General features: G+C 72.3%; 14 protein-coding genes and 4 tRNA genes. 3 read left to right on the top strand and 15 right to left on the bottom strand.

The genetic code is table 11. The annotated features are described in order from the left end of the window. Positions 1–29: 29 nt before the first annotated feature. From pdxS to pgsA, 5 genes are all read right to left on the bottom strand, one after another. Positions 30–989 (bottom strand): pyridoxal 5'-phosphate synthase lyase subunit PdxS, encoded by a 960-nt coding sequence (pdxS, locus tag FRADC12_RS23660; protein WP_045878274.1) that lies wholly within the window; start codon positions 987–989, stop codon positions 30–32. A 242-nt stretch (positions 990–1,231) separates the two neighbouring features. Next, positions 1,232–1,855, bottom strand: coding sequence for a hypothetical protein (locus FRADC12_RS23655; RefSeq protein ID WP_045878273.1), 624 nt, complete (start codon positions 1,853–1,855; stop codon positions 1,232–1,234). Positions 1,856–2,036: 181 nt separating this feature from the next. Continuing rightward, a complete protein-coding gene (locus FRADC12_RS23650; RefSeq protein ID WP_045878272.1) occupies positions 2,037–3,179 on the bottom strand; it encodes a glycosyltransferase family 4 protein in 1,143 nt (380 codons plus the stop codon). Further along, positions 3,176–4,072 carry a phosphatidylinositol mannoside acyltransferase gene (locus FRADC12_RS23645; RefSeq protein ID WP_045878271.1) on the bottom strand — a complete coding sequence of 299 codons (897 nt, stop codon included), beginning with the start codon at positions 4,070–4,072 and terminating at the stop codon, positions 3,176–3,178. Before FRADC12_RS23645 ends, FRADC12_RS23650 begins: the two co-directional genes overlap by 4 nt. 21 nt (positions 4,073–4,093) lie before the next feature. Beyond that, on the bottom strand, positions 4,094–4,819 hold the full coding sequence (gene pgsA / locus FRADC12_RS23640) for a phosphatidylinositol phosphate synthase (protein ID WP_045878270.1): 726 nt from the start codon (positions 4,817–4,819) through the stop codon (positions 4,094–4,096). Between the two features lie 365 nt (positions 4,820–5,184). Between pgsA and FRADC12_RS23635 the strand changes: the two genes are divergently transcribed. Then, positions 5,185–7,299: an elongation factor G-like protein EF-G2 gene (locus FRADC12_RS23635; protein ID WP_045878269.1), complete on the top strand. Its 2,115-nt coding sequence runs from the start codon at positions 5,185–5,187 to the stop codon at positions 7,297–7,299. 48 nt (positions 7,300–7,347) lie between these two features. On the opposite strand, the gene FRADC12_RS23630 is transcribed toward FRADC12_RS23635, so the two are convergent. Both FRADC12_RS23630 and FRADC12_RS23625 read right to left on the bottom strand, forming a co-directional pair. Continuing rightward, a complete protein-coding gene (locus tag FRADC12_RS23630) occupies positions 7,348–7,860 on the bottom strand; it encodes an HIT family protein (protein ID WP_084011413.1) in 513 nt (170 codons plus the stop codon). Positions 7,861–8,763: 903 nt separating this feature from the next. Beyond that, a tRNA-Val gene (locus FRADC12_RS23625) sits at positions 8,764–8,835 on the bottom strand. 530 nt (positions 8,836–9,365) lie between these two features. Here FRADC12_RS23625 and FRADC12_RS23620 point away from each other — a divergent pair. Beyond that, entirely contained in the window at positions 9,366–9,797 is a 432-nt protein-coding gene (locus FRADC12_RS23620; RefSeq protein ID WP_007520135.1) for an SsgA family sporulation/cell division regulator, read from the top strand. Between the two features lie 134 nt (positions 9,798–9,931). Here the strand turns inward: FRADC12_RS23620 and FRADC12_RS23615 are convergent, their stop codons facing one another. The 6 genes from FRADC12_RS23615 to FRADC12_RS23590 all read right to left on the bottom strand — a co-directional run bounded on the left by FRADC12_RS23615 (position 9,932) and on the right by FRADC12_RS23590 (position 13,753). Next, positions 9,932–10,669 carry a GNAT family N-acetyltransferase gene (locus tag FRADC12_RS23615; RefSeq protein WP_045880122.1) on the bottom strand — a complete coding sequence of 246 codons (738 nt, stop codon included), beginning with the start codon at positions 10,667–10,669 and terminating at the stop codon, positions 9,932–9,934. A 497-nt stretch (positions 10,670–11,166) separates the two neighbouring features. Continuing rightward, a tRNA-Val gene (locus tag FRADC12_RS23610) sits at positions 11,167–11,238 on the bottom strand. 41 nt (positions 11,239–11,279) lie between these two features. Further along, a tRNA-Cys gene (locus FRADC12_RS23605) sits at positions 11,280–11,351 on the bottom strand. 46 nt (positions 11,352–11,397) lie between these two features. Continuing rightward, positions 11,398–11,470: transfer RNA gene (locus tag FRADC12_RS23600), tRNA-Gly, on the bottom strand. Positions 11,471–11,992: 522 nt separating this feature from the next. Then, positions 11,993–12,892 carry an N-acetylmuramoyl-L-alanine amidase gene (locus FRADC12_RS23595; RefSeq protein ID WP_045878267.1) on the bottom strand — a complete coding sequence of 300 codons (900 nt, stop codon included), beginning with the start codon at positions 12,890–12,892 and terminating at the stop codon, positions 11,993–11,995. Positions 12,893–12,943: 51 nt separating this feature from the next. Then, positions 12,944–13,753: a DUF3097 domain-containing protein gene (locus tag FRADC12_RS23590; RefSeq protein ID WP_045878266.1), complete on the bottom strand. Its 810-nt coding sequence runs from the start codon at positions 13,751–13,753 to the stop codon at positions 12,944–12,946. 187 nt (positions 13,754–13,940) lie between these two features. Here FRADC12_RS23590 and FRADC12_RS23585 point away from each other — a divergent pair, with 187 nt between their 5' ends. Further along, positions 13,941–14,564, top strand: a complete 624-nt coding sequence (locus tag FRADC12_RS23585) for an isochorismatase family protein (protein WP_045878265.1) — start codon at positions 13,941–13,943, stop codon at positions 14,562–14,564. Between the two features lie 267 nt (positions 14,565–14,831). Here FRADC12_RS23585 and FRADC12_RS23580 read toward each other — a convergent pair whose 3' ends face one another. Both FRADC12_RS23580 and FRADC12_RS23575 read right to left on the bottom strand, forming a co-directional pair. Continuing rightward, positions 14,832–15,125: a DUF4193 domain-containing protein gene (locus FRADC12_RS23580; protein WP_013423471.1), complete on the bottom strand. Its 294-nt coding sequence runs from the start codon at positions 15,123–15,125 to the stop codon at positions 14,832–14,834. A 959-nt stretch (positions 15,126–16,084) separates the two neighbouring features. Then, positions 16,085–16,615: a DUF3145 domain-containing protein gene (locus tag FRADC12_RS23575; RefSeq protein WP_045880121.1), complete on the bottom strand. Its 531-nt coding sequence runs from the start codon at positions 16,613–16,615 to the stop codon at positions 16,085–16,087. Positions 16,616–16,619: the final 4 nt, after the last annotated feature.

The following is a 16,619-nucleotide window of genomic DNA, read 5'->3' as shown; positions in this document are numbered from 1 at the left end:
GTGCGCGCGGCGTGCCGTCACGCCCGCCGTCACCAGCCGCGGTCCGCGAACCGGGCGGCGTTCGGGGTCTCGAAGACGTTGATGCCGACCATCGCCTCGCCGAGGCCCCGGGAGACCTTGGCGATGACGCCCGGGTCGTTGTACATCGTCGTGGCCTCGACGATCGCCCGCGCCCGCTTCGCCGGGTCGCCGGACTTGAAGATGCCGGAGCCGACGAAGACACCGTCCGCGCCGAGCTGCATCATCAGTGCCGCGTCGGCCGGGGTGGCGATGCCGCCGGCCGTGAAGAGCACGACGGGCAGCGTCCCGAGCGCGGCGACCTCGGCCACCAGGTCATACGGGGCGCGCAGCTCCTTCGCCGCCGAGTAGAGCTCGTCGGCCGGCAGCGTGGACAGCCGGGCGATCTCGCCTCGGATGGTGCGCATGTGCACGACGGCGTTGGAGACCTCGCCGGTGCCCGCCTCACCCTTCGAGCGGATCATCGCCGCGCCCTCGGAGATCCGCCGGAGCGCCTCGCCCAGGTTGGTGGCACCACAGACGAAGGGGACCGTGAAGCCCCACTTGTCGATGTGGTGGTGCGGGTCGGCCGGGGTGAGCACCTCGGACTCGTCGACGTAGTCCACGCCGAGCGCCTGCAGCACCTGGGCCTCGACGAAGTGGCCGATCCGGGCCTTGGCCATGACCGGGATGGAGACCGCCTCGATGATCCCCTGGATCATGTCCGGGTCGCTCATCCGGGAGACGCCGCCCTGGGCCCGGATGTCGGCCGGGACGCGCTCCAGCGCCATCACGGCGACAGCGCCGGCATCCTCGGCGATCTTGGCCTGATCCGGGGTGACGACGTCCATGATGACGCCGCCCTTGAGCATCTCGGCCATGCCCCGCTTCACCCGCGCGGTGCCGGCCTCTCGCGCCGGCCCGGGTCGCCCGCCGGGCACTGCCCCGGTGGCTCCGGTGGGCGTTCCAGCGGGCGTGACTCCGGCAGACATAGCGGTCCGTCTCTCTCACATCGACAACGGCGGGCAGTCTCGTCAGCGATCAGTTAGTGCTGAGCCTTCAGGTGCTGAGCCTTCAGGTGCTGTGGCTCAACTGCTGTGACTCTCAACTGGTGTGACTTCGGTGGTGGCACTTGCCCCTGTTCCACCATGGTACGGCCGGCCGGACCCGCCTTCTCCCCAAGAAGCCCAGCAGGTACCACTCCAGGTAACCGATGAGTAGCGCTATCGCGGTCCTACGGGGCTGCCTCGGGCAGGGTGTCGGGCACATCGCCGCGGGCCGTCGCGGCGTCGGCCGCCAGGCGCCGGAGCGGGACGCCCTCGGCGGCCGGCGCACCCGGCGTCTCGACCCAGACAGGCAGCGCGTCGTCGATCTCGAAGTAGGCCGGCAGCGGCCGGCGGCCCCCCAGCCGCAGCACCCGCACCAGCCGTCGGCCACGCAGCGCGCGCAGGTCCCGGACCGCGTCGTTGTGCAACTGCCGGGCGAGCGCCACCCGAGCGGCCGCCGAGTCGACGGCGTGCAGCAGATCCGGGGCGCCCTGCCCGCTGGAGGCCACCTCAGGCGCCCGCAGCGCCCGGCTGAGCTGGTTCTCCGTGTCCTCGACCACCGTGTCCAGCGGCGCCCCGGCACGCGGCGCGAGATGCCCAGCCGCCGCCTGCTCGGCCACCGCCGCCAGTGGCGCGAGGCCACGGCTCTCGGCCAGCGCGGCGGCGGCCGTCGCCCTGGCCACCAGTTGGGTGAGCAGCCCGGCTCGCGCCGCATCCACCCGCACTCCCAGCCGGTCGAGGCGGCGGGCCAGCCAGGTGAGGTAGGTCGCGACCGCCACGACCGCGGCGACCACGACCACGACGAGAGTCATCCTCGGCAGCGTAATGAACGCCTGGTCGATCCGACCGCGCCGCCCCCAAAAGCGTCGCGCGATCGACACGCCATCCGGCCCGGTGTCGAAGCCGGCCCCGGAGCAGCCCAGACCACCGGCCTCCAGGTCATGGATCGGCAGCCGTTGAGGCGACGCTCAGCGCCCGGTCCGGACGATCGCCTCAAACGTCGGGAGGGGAGGAGACGAGGGACACAGGGCCGGCGCCCTCGCTGACCATCCGGTAGAGGTCGACGATCGACTCGGCGATCACCGGCCAGTCGTAGCCGGCGACGACGGCCCGGCCGCGCGCGGCGATCGTGGCCCGGGCGGCGGCGTCAAGCAGCAGCTCGGCTAGGCCGTCGGCGAGCTGGGCCGGCTCGCCGACGCCGAACAGCCGGCCGGCCCGGCCGTCGTCGAGCACCCGGCGGAACGCGTCGAGGTCGCTGGCCATCACCGGGATACCAGAGGCCATCGCCTCCAGCAGCACGATGCCGAAACTCTCCTGGCCGGTGTTCGGCGCACAGTAGACGTCGCCGGAGGCGAAGACCCTGGCCTTCTCCTCGTTCGGCACCAGGCCGACCAGCTCGACCCGGTCCCGCAGCGCCGGGTCCAGCCGGGAGCGGACCGCCGCGACGTCGCCGGGCCCGGCGACCAGCAGCCGGACGTCGGGGACCCGGCGGGCCAGCTCCGGCAGCGCCGCGAGCAGCACGTCCAGGCCCTTACGGGGCTCGTCGATCCGCCCCAGGAAGCAGACCGTGTGCCGGGGCGGCTCGTAGCCAGGCATCGGCCTGGCCCCGGCGAAGGCGGCGACCCGCACCCCGTTCGGGATCAGCACCGCCGAAGTGCCCAGATGCTCGACGATGGTGCGCCGGGCGGCCTCGGAGACCGCGATCCGGGCCCGCAGCTTCTCCAGCGACGGCTGCAGCGCGCCCTGGGCCGCCGTGAGGATCTTCGACCGAGGGTTGGCCGTGTGGAAGGTCGCGACGATCGGGCCGTCGGCGAGCATGCAGGCGAGCAGCCCGACACTCGGCGCGGTGGGCTCGTGCACGTGCAGCACGTCGAACGCGTTCTCGCGCAGCCAGCGGCGCACCCGGGTCGCGGAGACCGGGCCCATCAGCACCCTGGAGACCGAGCCGTTGTACGGCACTGGCAGCGCCCGGCCAGCGTCGACGGCGTAGCCAGGCAGCGTGTCGGAGTCATCGGCCGGGGTTATGACCGAGACGTCGTGACCGGCCGCGATCAACGTCTCGGCCAGGTCGCGGACGTGGACCTGCACGCCACCTGGGACATCCCAGGTGTAGGGGCAGGCGAGGCCGATCCTCACCGGGTCGGGCCCACCTCGACCCGGTCCTCGGCCGGTGCCGGCGGGTCGGGCCAGATGCGCTGCAGCATATGCCAGTCGACCGGATGCGACGCGATCGAGTCGGCGAACGCGTCCGCCATCTCCTGGGTCATCGTGGCGACGTCGGTGTGCTCGACAGGTGGGTAGATCTGGCCCCCCCAGCCCTTGCCGTCGAACCACAGCGCGGTCGGCACCAGAGCGGCCCCGGTTCGCAGCGCGAGGGCGGCGGGCCCGGCGGCCATCCGCGCCCGCGCGCCGAAGAAGTCCACCGGCACGCCGCTGGCCGACAGGTCCCGGTCGGCCAGCAGGCACAGGCAGCCGCCGGCGAGCAGCCGCTCGGCGAGCAGCGCGGACGGCGGCTCGGCGCCACCGGTCAGCGGGATGACCTCCATACCGAGCGACTCGCGGAAGGCCACGAACCGGTCGAACAGCGACTCGGGCTTCAGCCGCTCCGCGACGGTGGTGAACGGGATTCCGGTGGCGACCAGCCAGGCGCCGGCCAGCTCCCAGCTCCCCATGTGCGGCAGCGCGAGGATCAGGCCCTTGCCGGCGGCGTACGCGTCACGCAGGTGGAACTCGTCGTTGAGGAAGAACTGGTCACTGACGTAGCGCTCCCGCGGCATGTCCTGGAGCCGGAACACCTCCAGCCAGTAGCGGGCGTAGGACCGCATCGCGGCGCGGGTGAGCGCGTCGAGGTCGGTTCCCTCGGGCACCACCCTGGCCAGGTTCGCCCGCAGCCGCCGGACGCCCTTGCCGCCGCGGCGGGTGGCCCAGTCCGCGGCGGCGTCAAAGCAGCGGGCGGCCAGCCGCTCGGGCAGCACGCGCACGACCCGCCAGCCGAGGGCATAGCTCAGATCGGTGGTCCTGCTGGACATCGGGCTGCCGGATCGGCGCGCTCAGCCGGCCGCGGCCGCGCTGACCGGCCCGGCCATGGCGGTCGGGCCGTCGACGCCGCCGACGGTCGGTTCGGCGGCGGCCGGCACGGGCGCCGTGGCCGCCGCCACCGCGCCGGCGCCGCCGGAGCTCTGGAACTGCCGGTAGACATGCCAGATCCGCTGGCAGACCGTGATCACTGTCAGCGCGGCCAGCAGCCACAGCGCGATCGGCAGCAGGTACGGCACGCCCAGGCCATAGAGCCCGGCGGCGACCAGCAGGATCAGCAGCCGCTCGCCCCGCTCGGCGATCCCGACGTTGCAGTCGAAGCCGAGGCTCTCGGCGCGCGCCTTGACGTACGAGGTGACGGCCGCGGCGACCAGGCTGATCAGCGTCGCGCCGGCCAGCGGCAGCGAATGGCCGTCGCCCGCGTACCAGAGGACCAGCGAGCCGAAGACCGCGCCGTCGCCGAGCCGGTCGGAGGTGGAGTCGAGGAAGGCACCCCACTTCGACGAGATGCCGCGCGCCCGCGCGATCACCCCGTCGATCAGGTCCGAGAAGACGAACACGGTGATCACGACGGTGCCGACGAAGAACTGGCCGCGGGTGAAGAACGCGAGCGCGCCGCCGACCACGCCGATGGTGCCGATGATCGTCACCAGGTCCGGCGAGAGCGACGTCCGCGCGGCCCAGCGGCTTACCGGCGCCAGCAGCCGGTTGATCTGCGGCCGCGCCTTGCTAGCGAGCATGTCCGTCCCGTCGTGTCCGGCGCGGGGTGTTCGCGCGGGTTCACCCTACCCAGCGGCACCGCCCGCGCCGCCCGCCACACCCGGGCCGCCGGACGGGTCGCGAGCCCCAGATGGACGGCATGCCACACAGGAGGAACCGATGAGGTCTTGTGCGTTACATCACAGGGGCGCACGCTGGGCGGCGACGTCGCAACCGTCCGAGCGAGGGAGGCCGCCCGACTCCCAGCGATCCGCCGGGCGCGGATCGCCAGGGGCGCACGCAACCGAACGCGCTTCTCCAGTGCGCCCGTCGCGGCCTCTGTCCACTGACGCGCCAGTTCGCTGACGCGCCGGCGGCGTTCGGCACGACCGAACGGAGGCCGGAGATGCCGTTTACCGCGGCTGATGTCCGCAACGTCGTCCTCGTGGGCCATACCGGCGCGGGCAAGACCGCGCTGGCCGAGGACCTGCTGGCCGTGGCCGGTGCCGGTGGCGCCGGCTCGGCCCAGCAGGGCCGCCACGGGGATGCCGAACACCGATCGACCCGCGGGACCAGCCTGACGTTGTCCGCGCTGCGCCACCGCGACATGACGATCAACCTGCTGGACACGCCGGGCTACCCGGACTTCGTCGGCGAGCTGCGCGCCGGCCTGCGGGCCGCCGACGCCGCCCTGTTCGTCGTGAGCGCGGTCGACGGGGTCGATGGCGCGACGAAGGCACTGTGGGCCGAGTGCGCGGCGGTCGACATGCCCCGCGCGGTCGTCGTGACCCGGCTCGACCACCCGCGGGCCGACTTCGCCGCCGCCGTCACCGCCTGCCAGGAGGCGTTCGGCGCCGGCGTGCTCCCCGTCTACCTGCCGGACGGGTCCTCCCGGCCCGGGGCCGGTAGCCGCCTGTTCGGGCTGCTCACCGGCCACGTCGTCGAGTACGCCGGCAAGGACCGGCGCGACCTGGCCGACCGTGCGGAGCTCGACGGCGCCGCCCAGGACGCCCGAGGCGCCCTCATTGAGGGCATCATCGCCGAGAGCGAGGACGAGACCCTGCTCGACCGCTACCTCGGCGGCGAGGATCTCGACCCGGGAACGCTGCTGGACGACGCCGAGACCGCGATCGCCCGCGGCCATTTCCACCCGGTGCTGCCGTTCGCCCGGGCCGCCGGCGGCGCCGGCCTGCCGGTCGGCTCGGTCGAGCTGCTCGACCTGATGGTCGACGCGTTCCCTTCCCCGGCCGAGCACCCGCTGCCGCCGCTGACCCGGTGCGACGGCTCGGGCTGCCCGGGGATGGCGGCGGACCCGGACGGCCCGCTGCTCGCCGAGGTCGTCCGCACGACGACCGACCCGTACGTCGGCCGGATGTCCCTGGTCCGGGTCTTCTCCGGGACGCTGCGCCCGGACGCGACCGTGCGCGTCAGCGGCCACGGCCGGGCCGCCGCCGGCCATCCCGACCACGACGTCGATGAGAAGATCGGCGCGCTGCAGGCGCCGGACGGCACGGCGCTGCACGCGGTCGACGCCTGCGCCGCGGGCGGGATCTGCGTGGTGACCAAGCTCGGCACGGCCGAGACCGGCGACACCATCTCGGACCGGGACGACCCCCGGCTGCTGGCCCCCTGGATGATGCCGGAGCCGCTGCTGCCGGTCGCGATCACGGCCAGGACGAAGTCCGACGAGGACAAGCTGCCGACGGCGTTGGCACGACTGGCCGCCGAGGACCCGACGGTGACAGTCCGCACGGACCCGGAGACCGCCCAACTGCTGCTGTGGTGCATGGGTGAGGCGCACGCCGACGTCCTGATCGAGCGGCTCGCCAGCCGGTACGGCGTCGACGTGGACCGGCAGGAGCCCCGGATCGCGCTGCGGGAGACGGTGCGCGGCCCGGCTCACGGCCTGGGCCGGCTCGTGAAGCAGTCCGGCGGGCACGGTCAGTACGCCATCTGCCAGATCGAGGTGGAGCCGCTGCCCTCTGGGGCCGGCTTCGAGTTCGTCGACGAGGTCGTCGGCGGCGCGGTTCCACGGGCGTTCATCCCCTCAGTCCAGAAGGGGCTGGCCGCGCAGATGGCCAGGGGCGTGGCCACCGGCCACCCGATGGTGGACATCCGGGTCCGGCTCGTCGACGGGAAGGCGCACAGCGTGGACTCGTCCGACCTGGCCTTCCAGGTGGCCGGCGGGCTCGCGCTGCGCGACGCGGCCGCGAAGGCCGGCGTGGCGCTGCTCGAGCCGCTGCTGGACGTGTCCGTCCTCGTGCCCGACGAGCACGTCGGCGCCGTGATGGGCGACCTGTCCAGCCGGCGTGGCCGGGTCATCGGTATGGAGCCGTTGGGCGCGGGCGACGTGGGACGCACGGTGGTCCGGGCGGAGGTCCCCGAGCTGGAGATGCTCCGGTACGCGGTCGAACTGCGCGCGCTCACCCAGGGCACGGGCACCTTCACCCGCCATCTCAGCCGCCACGAGCCGATGCCCGAACACCTGGCCGCGACCATCATCAAGGATCGGGCCGGCTGAGTCGCCGGCGGCTGGGGCGGGCACTGACGGCCCGTCCCAGCCGTCGTCTCAGCTGTCGCTTGCGATCTTCTGCCAGGCCTCGGCGATGAGGGTGCGGGTGTCGGGAAGGAGTGCGGGCAGGACCCGGGTGCCGCCGACGACCGGCATGAAGTTCGTGTCCCCGCCCCAGCGCGGCACGACGTGCTGGTGGACGTGCCCGGCGATCCCCGCGCCGGCGATGGTGCCGAGGTTCATCCCGGTGTTGAAGCCGTGCGCGCCGCTGGCCAGCCGCAGCGCGCGCAGCGCCTTCTGCATGAAGAAGGCCATCTCGACGGCCTCGTCCGGGGTGAGGTCGGCGTAGTCGGCCACGTGCCGGTACGGGACGACCATCAGATGACCGGCGTTGTACGGATAAAGGTTCAGCACGGCGTAGACGTCGGTGCCGCGGGCGACGACCAGGCCGTCCTCGTCGCTCAGGCCCGGGATCTCGCAGAACGGGCAGGCGCTCTCGTCGGTGCGGCCCTCGCCCTTGATGTAGGCCATCCGGTGCGGGGTGTACAGCCGCTGGAACGCGTCCCGCATGCCGACGCCGGCCTGCTCGTCGAGGGGAACCTTCGCTCCGCCTGGAGCCAGCTGGTGTGGGTCTCCGGGGACCCCCGCGGGCGTGGTGGTGTCGGTCACCGGCCGTCCAGCTTGCTGCGCAAGAACCTCTACCTCATGTCCGTTCCACGGCACCCCCGCCGACGGCCCTGACGTCACATGACAGTCCGTGAAATCAGCTAAGAGCCCGTCCAACGCCGCGCCGACGGCGCCCCGGGGAACCGTGCCCCCGACCGTACCAGCACCCCCAGCCCCGAACGCCGCCCAATCCACCCCCCGACCACCCCCCTTGATCAGTCCTCCGCCCCCACCCCCGGACCACCTGACGCCCCCGTCGCCAGCCACACCGGGTGACTCCAACCCGCGCCACGCCGCCACCCAGGGTGACCCACCCACCCCGTACCCCCCGCCCCCGGACACTCCCCCCACCGATCAGTGGCCCGCAGTCCCCCCACCCACGAGACTCCAAACGACGCCCCACCCACCCGGCGCCCACACGACCCCGCCCCGGACCAGCAAGGGAGCCCCCAGGACCCAGCCGCCTCCACCCCACCGCCCAAGCCCCAAACCCCACGACCGGCCAGCCACCACAGCGGCGAGCAGGACCCCGTAACCCAAAGTGACGTGAGCCGAAGGCGAACGAACAGGGTGTCGGAGCGAAGCCCCCCACCCACGACGTCCGGAGATCCCCCTGAACACAGCCACCACAGGGGAGCCGCCAAAGGCGGCAAACCCAACCACAAGGCGAAGCGAGCCAAAGGCGAACGAACGGGGGTGTCGGGGGCGAAGCCCCTGACCCGGGGGTTCCAGGGGGTCGCCCCCCTGGGCAGACATCGCGGTCCCCCGCGAGCCGCCAAAGGCGGCGAACAGGAGGATCCGACTCGGTGGGCGTACGTGGTTTCGAACCACGGGCCTCTGCCGTGTGAAGGCAGCGCTCTACCCCTGAGCTATACGCCCGAGCCGCAGGCACTTCGACCGGCTGGGCGGGACCAGAGAGCAGGTCCGGCCGGCGCGTGTCGATCGTGCTGCGGGCTCAGCTTACACAACCTGACGGGAGGTGCGGAACGCCGTGTCGGTGGCGTCTCGTTCGACGACCAGGCCGGCGTCGGGAGCATGTCCGGCCGATGTCTCTGCGATGTCCGGCCGCTGGTGGTCCCATGGGCGTTGGACGGTTCTCGCCGGGGTTGAGGTCCGCTGCGCGGGGAACGATGTCTGCGCACGGCCACGGCAGTGAGGCCCGTGTCTGGGGGCTACCGATGGATCATGATTCGGTCTGTCGTCATCTCTCAGGACGCGGTCTGACACCGGGGCCAGGCCGGTTCGGGGGCCTCACGAAGGTGGGCACCGCTCCCCGGCCGGGCAAGTCGCCCGAACGGCCGTAACGGATGTTGTCTTGGCATAATCTTGTTTCCTACGAGCCTCAGAGAGGGAACCATCTCGTTACACGGGTGCTCGCCCGCACCACCGCACCGCTGAGAGGCCGCCCGATGACTATTCGTCACGATTCGATCACCGCAGAACTCGCCCTCCGGCTCGTCGTACCCGGAGGGGCCCCGGTCCCCGTCGCCGCGACGGTCCGGTACGAGCCCGATGACCCATACGCGGTCAGCATCGGGTTCCGCACCGGAGCGGACGAGGTCGTCGAGTGGACCTTCGCCCGCCAGCTCCTGAGTGACGGTGTGCGCCGCCCGGCGGGCGACGGCGACGTCCAGGTCTGGCCGGCCGCGCAGTCAGGCGGACGGATCGTCTGCCTGTCGCTGTCCAGCCCGTCTGGGCACGCGCTGTTCGAGATGCCGCGTTCCGAGGTACTCGCCTTCCTGCGGCGTACCTACGCGGCGGTCCCGCTCGGAAGCGAGAGCGACGTGATCGACCTCGACGCCGAGCTGGCCCTGCTTATCTGGGGCGGCCCCGACCGGTGATGCGCCCGGGTCGGGCGGTACAGCCCGACCCGCGGAGAATCCGGTGCGGGCACCGTCCGGCGAACGACAAAATCGCCAGGCCCGCCCGGTGGGAAACCACCGGGCGGGCTTTTCTCATGGTGAAGCTCCGGCTCTCAGCCGGAGACCCGGGCCGCCCGGTGCGCGCACGCCGCGCGGAGCTCGGCGAGGGTCCGGCGCTGGCGGCCCGACTCGTCGAAGTTCTCGTCAGCCAGCCAGGCCTCGAACCCCAGCCGGACCAGAGGCCATTCCCGGTCGGTGATCGAGAACCAGGTGGTGTCCCGGTTACGCCCCTTCACGACCAGGGCGTTACGCCAGGTGCCCTCCTCGACGAAACCCAGCCGGGCCGCGGCCGCCCGGGAGGGCTGGTTCAGGCTGTCGCACTTCCATTCGTACCGGCGGTAGCCCAGCTCGTCGAAGGCATACCTCATGAGCAGGTACTGCACCTCGGTCGCGGCGCGGGTTCGCTGCAGGGACGGCGCGTAGAGAATCCAGCCGACCTCGATGGAACCGATGCTCGGTTGGCTGCGCAACAGCGCGACCCGGCCCTGAAACGCGTCGCTGGCCCGGTCCACGATCGCGAAGGCACAGGTGTCCGGCCGTCCGGTCATGGCGTCGATCGCGCGCCCCGCGGTCGCGGCGTCGGCGGGCGCGTCCTCAGCCTGGTAGGTCCACAGGTCAGGGTGCGCACCCAGTCGGTCCACCACGTGCCGCGCGTGTTCCGCGGCGGACAACGGGCCCAGCCGGACCCAACGGCCGACAAGGTCGCGCGCCCGTGGCGCCCGGGCACCGAACCAGTCGACCGGCTCTCCGACCGGCTGCCCCAGATCATTCAGTCGAGCCACACGTCCCATCATCGCTGACGCCACACGCCGCCCTCATCGCGCTCCCCCGCCACGGCAAATACCCCACCCGTCCCACCCCGCCAGGACGTGACACCCACGACAAAACGCCACCACCATCAAAACCCGGAGACAAAGCGACCGACCGCACGACACCCACCGCGCTGAAATCCACTCACACGAAAGACGCCCAGGATCCGCGAAGGCGGAACCTGGTCACCGCTCCCAACGAGTGAACGCCATCAGACGTACCCCGGAGCCAGAAACAACGACCAAGGCAAGAGCCGCCAGAAACCAGTGACCCAACCCTGCGCCCAGAGACCAGGACGCTCCAAATGAAAAAGGGCCGCCCGCGCGAAGCGCGGCGGCCCTGGGGGCGTCGGGGACGAAGCCCTGACTGACCCGGGGATTCCAGGGGGTCGCCACCCCTGGGCGGACATCACGGCCGAAATGAAGTCGCGCCAAGGCAACGGGCACGCCAAGGCGACGAGCATAGGAATCCCGGCTCGTGGGCGATACTGGGATTGAACCAGTGACCTCTACCGTGTCAAGGTAGCGCTCTCCCACTGAGCTAATCGCCCTCAACTGTGCACCGTGGGAATGCTGCACGTGGGTAAGTGCGAGGCGGAGGCGGGAATCGAACCCGCGTACAGGGCTTTGCAGGCCCTTGCCTAAGCCACTCGGCCACTCCGCCGGGGGGAGGCCGCGATTGGCTGGACCTCTTGACCTCGCTACTTCCGAGCGGACGACGGGATTCGAACCCGCGACCCTCACCTTGGCAAGGTGATGCTCTACCAGCTGAGCCACGTCCGCATGTGTGCGCCCACTCTACAGGACTCGCGTCCCGCCTCCCGCGGTCGGGTGTTGCTCGGCCGCGATCCGTGGCGCCTTCGTTCTTCGCCTTTGGCAGCGTACCAGAAGGCTTCCGGCCCGCTTGGCCCCGGTTTGCCGCGTTCCCCGGTTGTCGTGCTCCCGGTTGTCGTGCTCGGCTGCTCCGTTGCCGTTCGCCGTGGCGACAAGTAGCACTCTAGCGGACCGTGAGCCCGACCGTCGAACAGCGCGCGAGCGTCGTCCAGATGTTGCGCGACGGTCAACGCGATGGGTCACTCGTGGGTCGCGAGGTGGGGCACGAGTGACCCGCACCAGCCCTGACCTGCGCGGACTCTGGCGCCGCCGAGAGCGTGGACGTGATCATCTCCGCGTTCCGCGGGACGCGGAGATCACGATCACACCGGCTGACTGGGGCCGCGCGAGTCACGCACTGACGCCGCCCGGCGCGGACCGGCCGACGTGAACGGTCCGACGCGGGCGCGAACCGGCGCCAACGGGCCCGGCTCAGCCGGCCGGGGCCGCGAGGTAGCGCAGGATGCCGGCGACGATGCCCTCGGCCGCGCGCTGGCGCCAGCCGGGGTCGGAGACCCGGGCGGCGTCGACGGCGTTTCGCATGTTGGCGCACTCGATGAAGACCTTCGGCACAGTCGAGAGGTTCAGACCGCCGAGGTCGGACCGGTCGACGATGCCCTGCTGGTTGGCGACGTAGTTGGCCGGCTGCTCGCCGGTCGCCGCCTCGTAGGCGTCCCGCAGCCCGGTCGCGAGCCGCGCCGAGGAAGTCAGAATCCTTTCGTTCACACCGTCGGGCGCCCGGTCCGGCGCGATGACGTGGAACCCGGAGCCTGCGGCCGGGCCGCCGTCGGCGTGGATGGAGACCGAGACGTCCGCGTGGGCGGCCGCGCCCGCCCTGGCCCGGGCGTCGACGCAGGGCCCGATGCCGGTGTCGTCGTCGCGGGTGAGCACCACGGTCACTCCCCTGGCGCGCAGCAGCTGCGCCGCCCGGTTCGCGACGTCGAAGGTGAAGGCGTGTTCCGGGTAGCCGGCATCCGTCTGGGCCCCGACGGTGTCGCACTCCTTCAAGAAGCCGCCGGCGTCGACCTTCCGGTTGATCTCGGCCGGCGCCGCGCCGTTGCCGCCGTCGTGGCCGGGGTCGAGGACGACGACCCGGCCCCGGGCGTCCACCAAAGGCAAGGGCGGCGGCGGTGGCAGCGATCCGACGGCCACGCCCGGGGTCGGCGTGGCCCGGCCGGCGCCGGCCGTCACCCCGGCACCTCCCGAGGCCCGGCCGACCAGCAGCCAGGCGACGGTGGCGGCGAGCAGGACGACTGCCACGCCAGCGGCGAGCACCACCCGGGGGACCCCACGGACAACCGCGAGGGCCGACCTGCGCCGGGCCGACGTCATCCGTCGCTCCGCGGCTCGCGCGCACGCCAGGGCATGGGCACGCTCACCCGCTCATCCGGTAACAAAGTCGATGAGCTCCTCAACGGCCCGCAGCAGGCCTACCTCAAGGTCGCTGTAGCTGTCCACGCTGGCGAGGACCCGGCGCCACATCTCGACGGGCTCCCGCACTCCGAGTGCGCGGCACACGCCTTCCTTCCACGGCTGGCCGCGCGGCACCTCGGGCCAGGCGCGGATGCCGACCGCGGCCGGCTTCACCGCCTGCCAGATGTCGATGTACGGGTGGCCCGTGACCAGCACGTGCTCGCCCGTGACGGACGCCGCGATCCGGCTCTCCTTTGAGCCGGGGACCAGATGGTCGACGAGCACCCCGAGCCGCCGGCCCGGGCCCGGCCGGAAGCCGGCCACGATGGCGGGCAGCTCGTCGACGCCGTCCAGCGGCTCGACGACGACTCCCTCGACCCGCAGGTCGTCACCCCAGACCCGCTCGACGAGGGCCGCGTCGTGCAGCCCCTCGACGTAGATGCGGCTGGCCCGGGCGACCCTGGCCGGCGCTCGCGGCACCGCGACCGAGCCGGACGCGGTCCGCGTCGGGCCGGCGAACCTGCCCCGGCGCGGCCGGACCAGCGTCACCCGGCTGCCCTCGAGCAGGAACGCGCCCTCCTCCAGCGGGAAGAGCCGCCGCATGCCGAACCGGTCCTCCAGCGTGACGCCGTCGGCGTCGACGCCGACGACGGCGCCGCAGAAGCCGCTCACCGGGTCCTCGACGACGAGGTCCGGCTCGACCTCGACGGTGGGAACCGGTGCGGGCGCCTTCTTCGCGGACGGCGCCAGAACATCCCGGCCATAGTCGCGGCTGCGCATACAGGACAGCCTAAGATTCGGTCATCAATGCCGGGGACGCGGCCACGGGCGGACACGCGCGCCGGGTGCCGACCCGGACAGGCCGCCCCGTCGCCGGACGGCGGGCCGCGCGGAACCACCCGGCTGGACCGGGAGTCCCGCCGCCACGCAGGTGCCCGGCCCACGACCCGGAAGCGAGGTCTCGCCGATGGCGACAGCCCAACCGGTGGAGGCCGGCTACGGGCCTGGGGTGGCACTGCTCGTGATCGACCTGCAGAACGACTTCGCGACGCCCGGCGGCAGCCTCTACGTGCGTGGCGGCGAGGAGATCGTCGACGCGGTGAACGCGCAGGCCGCGGTCGCCGTCGGCGCCGGTTCGCCGGTGTTCTGGACGCAGGACTGGCATCCCGAGGTCACGCCGCATTTCGTCACCGCCGGCGGGATCTGGCCGCCGCACTGCGTCGCGGGGACACCCGGGGCCGACTTCCACCCTGACGCCAGGGTGACCGGCGAGGTGATCCGCAAGGGCGTGGACGGAGCCGACGGGTACTCGGGGTTCTCGACCCGGGACCCGCGGTCGGGCCTGCGCAGCTCGACCGTCCTCGGCGACCGGCTGGCGGCGGCGGAGGTCCGCACGGTGGTCGTGATCGGCCTCGCGGGTGACTACTGCGTCAAGGAGACAGCGCTGGACGGCCGGCGCCTCGGCCTTGACGTCGTCGTCCCGCTGGCACTGACCCGGTTCGTGAACCTCCGGCCGGGTGACGATGCCGCCGCGGTGGCCGAGCTGCGCGCCGCCGGCGTCCTGGTCGAGCCGGGCCCGCCGGCGGGCTGACGACGACGGCAAAAAGCCCACCTGTCTCGCCGCCCGTGGGCGGCGATGAAGGTGGGCTGTCGGGGGCTCGCGGCAGCGGCGCCGCGGACCCGGGATCAGCTGCCCCCTGTCACCCTCGACACCGTGTCCTTAGCCCGACAGGCACGGTCAAGAGGGTCGACAGGGACGCAATCGCCAGGATCACCGCCGACCTGCCTGCCCGTCCCATCGCTGGGCCGGACCAGGCGGACCGGACGTCGTCCGGCCGATCGGTGGCGAACAGGCTTGTCAGGCGGCGCAGTCGCGGCAGATCATCCGACGCTCGTCGACCAGCTGGCTGCGGTGGTGAACCAGGTAGCAGCTGGTGCAGGTGAACTCGTCGGCCTGGCGCGGCAACACCCGCAGGTTCAGTTCCTCGCCGGACAGGTCAGCTCCGGGCAGGTCGAGCTCGGTCTCGAACGGGTCGACTTCATCACCGAGGTCGGCCGCCGCATCCGCCCGCCGCGCCTTGAGGGCCTCCAGGCTCTGCTCAGGAGCGTCCTCGAGATCTGCGGTACGGGGGGTGTCGTAGTCGGTGGCCACTTCTTTTCTCCCAGATGGTCGGGGTTCCTCCGGAATCGGCGAAGCCGATTGCGTAGGTCGCGCTCCTCGTGCCCAACCCTCAACGCACGACTGCCGGCCTATGTGCCCACCTCAGCCCCGGTACTCCCCTGTGGCGTTCGCCACACGAACGGATCGGGTGGCTGCGCAGTGTGTCCAGCTCACCCCGAACAATCGGGGCAGATGGCTCAGGAGTGCCAGAGCGTCGTGGGCGGGACGGGCTGTCCCAGGTGCCGTTCTGCCCAGTTCCTCCCTTCAGATACCCACCGGGCGAGAAATGGCTGCCGATCCGCGGGCGCTGTCCGGCGGGCTCCGCCGGGGCCCGAACCGGGCCGCCAGCGGTGATCGCCGCGCAAACGAGCACACAAGACAAAGCAGAACTGACATCTCCGCATTCCGCACAGCTGTGGCGATCACGTACGCGCGCGGGTCACCACTGGGACGCCGACCGCTCACTGTGTGTGGTTTCGACGGCCAGCTCGGTTCCGCACGCCGTCGTGCAAGATCCGGGGGAGAGTACTACGCCAGCGCCCCGCCCTCGCGAGACCTGCCGACGAGACACCACCAGGACACACCGTGCCGGGGCCGCCACACGGCCCGGCCAGCCACCAGCAGTCACGTAACGCCCAACCGACATCCGTGCTCTCGGCCATGATCGGTCAGTCACCGCTCGCGCGGAACCCGAGATGCCGACGGGACCAGACGCCAGCCCACGCCGTCGGCATCAATCCGACAGGCGCCAGCGGTCTCGAACCGCTCGACCGGCGCCCAAGCCCGGCGCCCCGATCGGTCAGTCATCGCTGGGACTGGACCCGAGATGCCGAGGGCAAGAGGCACGAGCCCACGTCGTCGACATCCGCCCAGCCAGAGGCTGGGAGGGCGCTCAGCGCCCGACGGCGGATCGGCCAGAGGCGCGAAGCGCCGTCCCTGGCCGATCCGCCTCAACCGGTGCGGCGCAGCCAGGTGACCGGCGCGCCGTGCGAGCCGCGGCGCAGCGGCTCGAGCGCGTCGTCCCAGTCCGTGCCGAGCAGGCGGTGCAGGCCGCGAGAGAGAGTGTCCCGGCCCTCGCCGCGCTCCAGCAGTGCCCGCAGGGCTGCCTCGCCGATGACGACGTCACCGTTGGCCGCGATGCCGGCCCGGTGCAGGCCGAGTTCGGGTGTGTACGAGTAGCGCTCGGCGTCGCAGCCGGGCGACGGGCCCTCGACCACCTCGAAGGTGACGTGGCCGAGCCGGCGCAGCCGGGTCGCCAGGCGTCCGGCCGTGGCGGGAGAACCGCGCCATTCCAGCCCGGCATACAACGAGCCGGGCCGGGCCGGCTGCTGCGACCAGGTCAGTGACACCGTCGCCGAGAGCGCGCCGGACACCGCGAACTCCAGGTGCGGGCACAGCGCGGGCGGGCACGCGAGCACCGACAACATGCCCGGCACCAGGTTCGACGCCGAGCCGGATGACAGCCCATGGGCTGACGACATGACC

Source organism: Pseudofrankia sp. DC12 (assembly GCF_000966285.1).
GTDB lineage: Bacteria > Actinomycetota > Actinomycetes > Frankiales > Frankiaceae > Pseudofrankia.
Note: the sequence above shows the minus strand (reverse complement) of the source record. Positions and strands in the feature narration are given on the sequence as shown.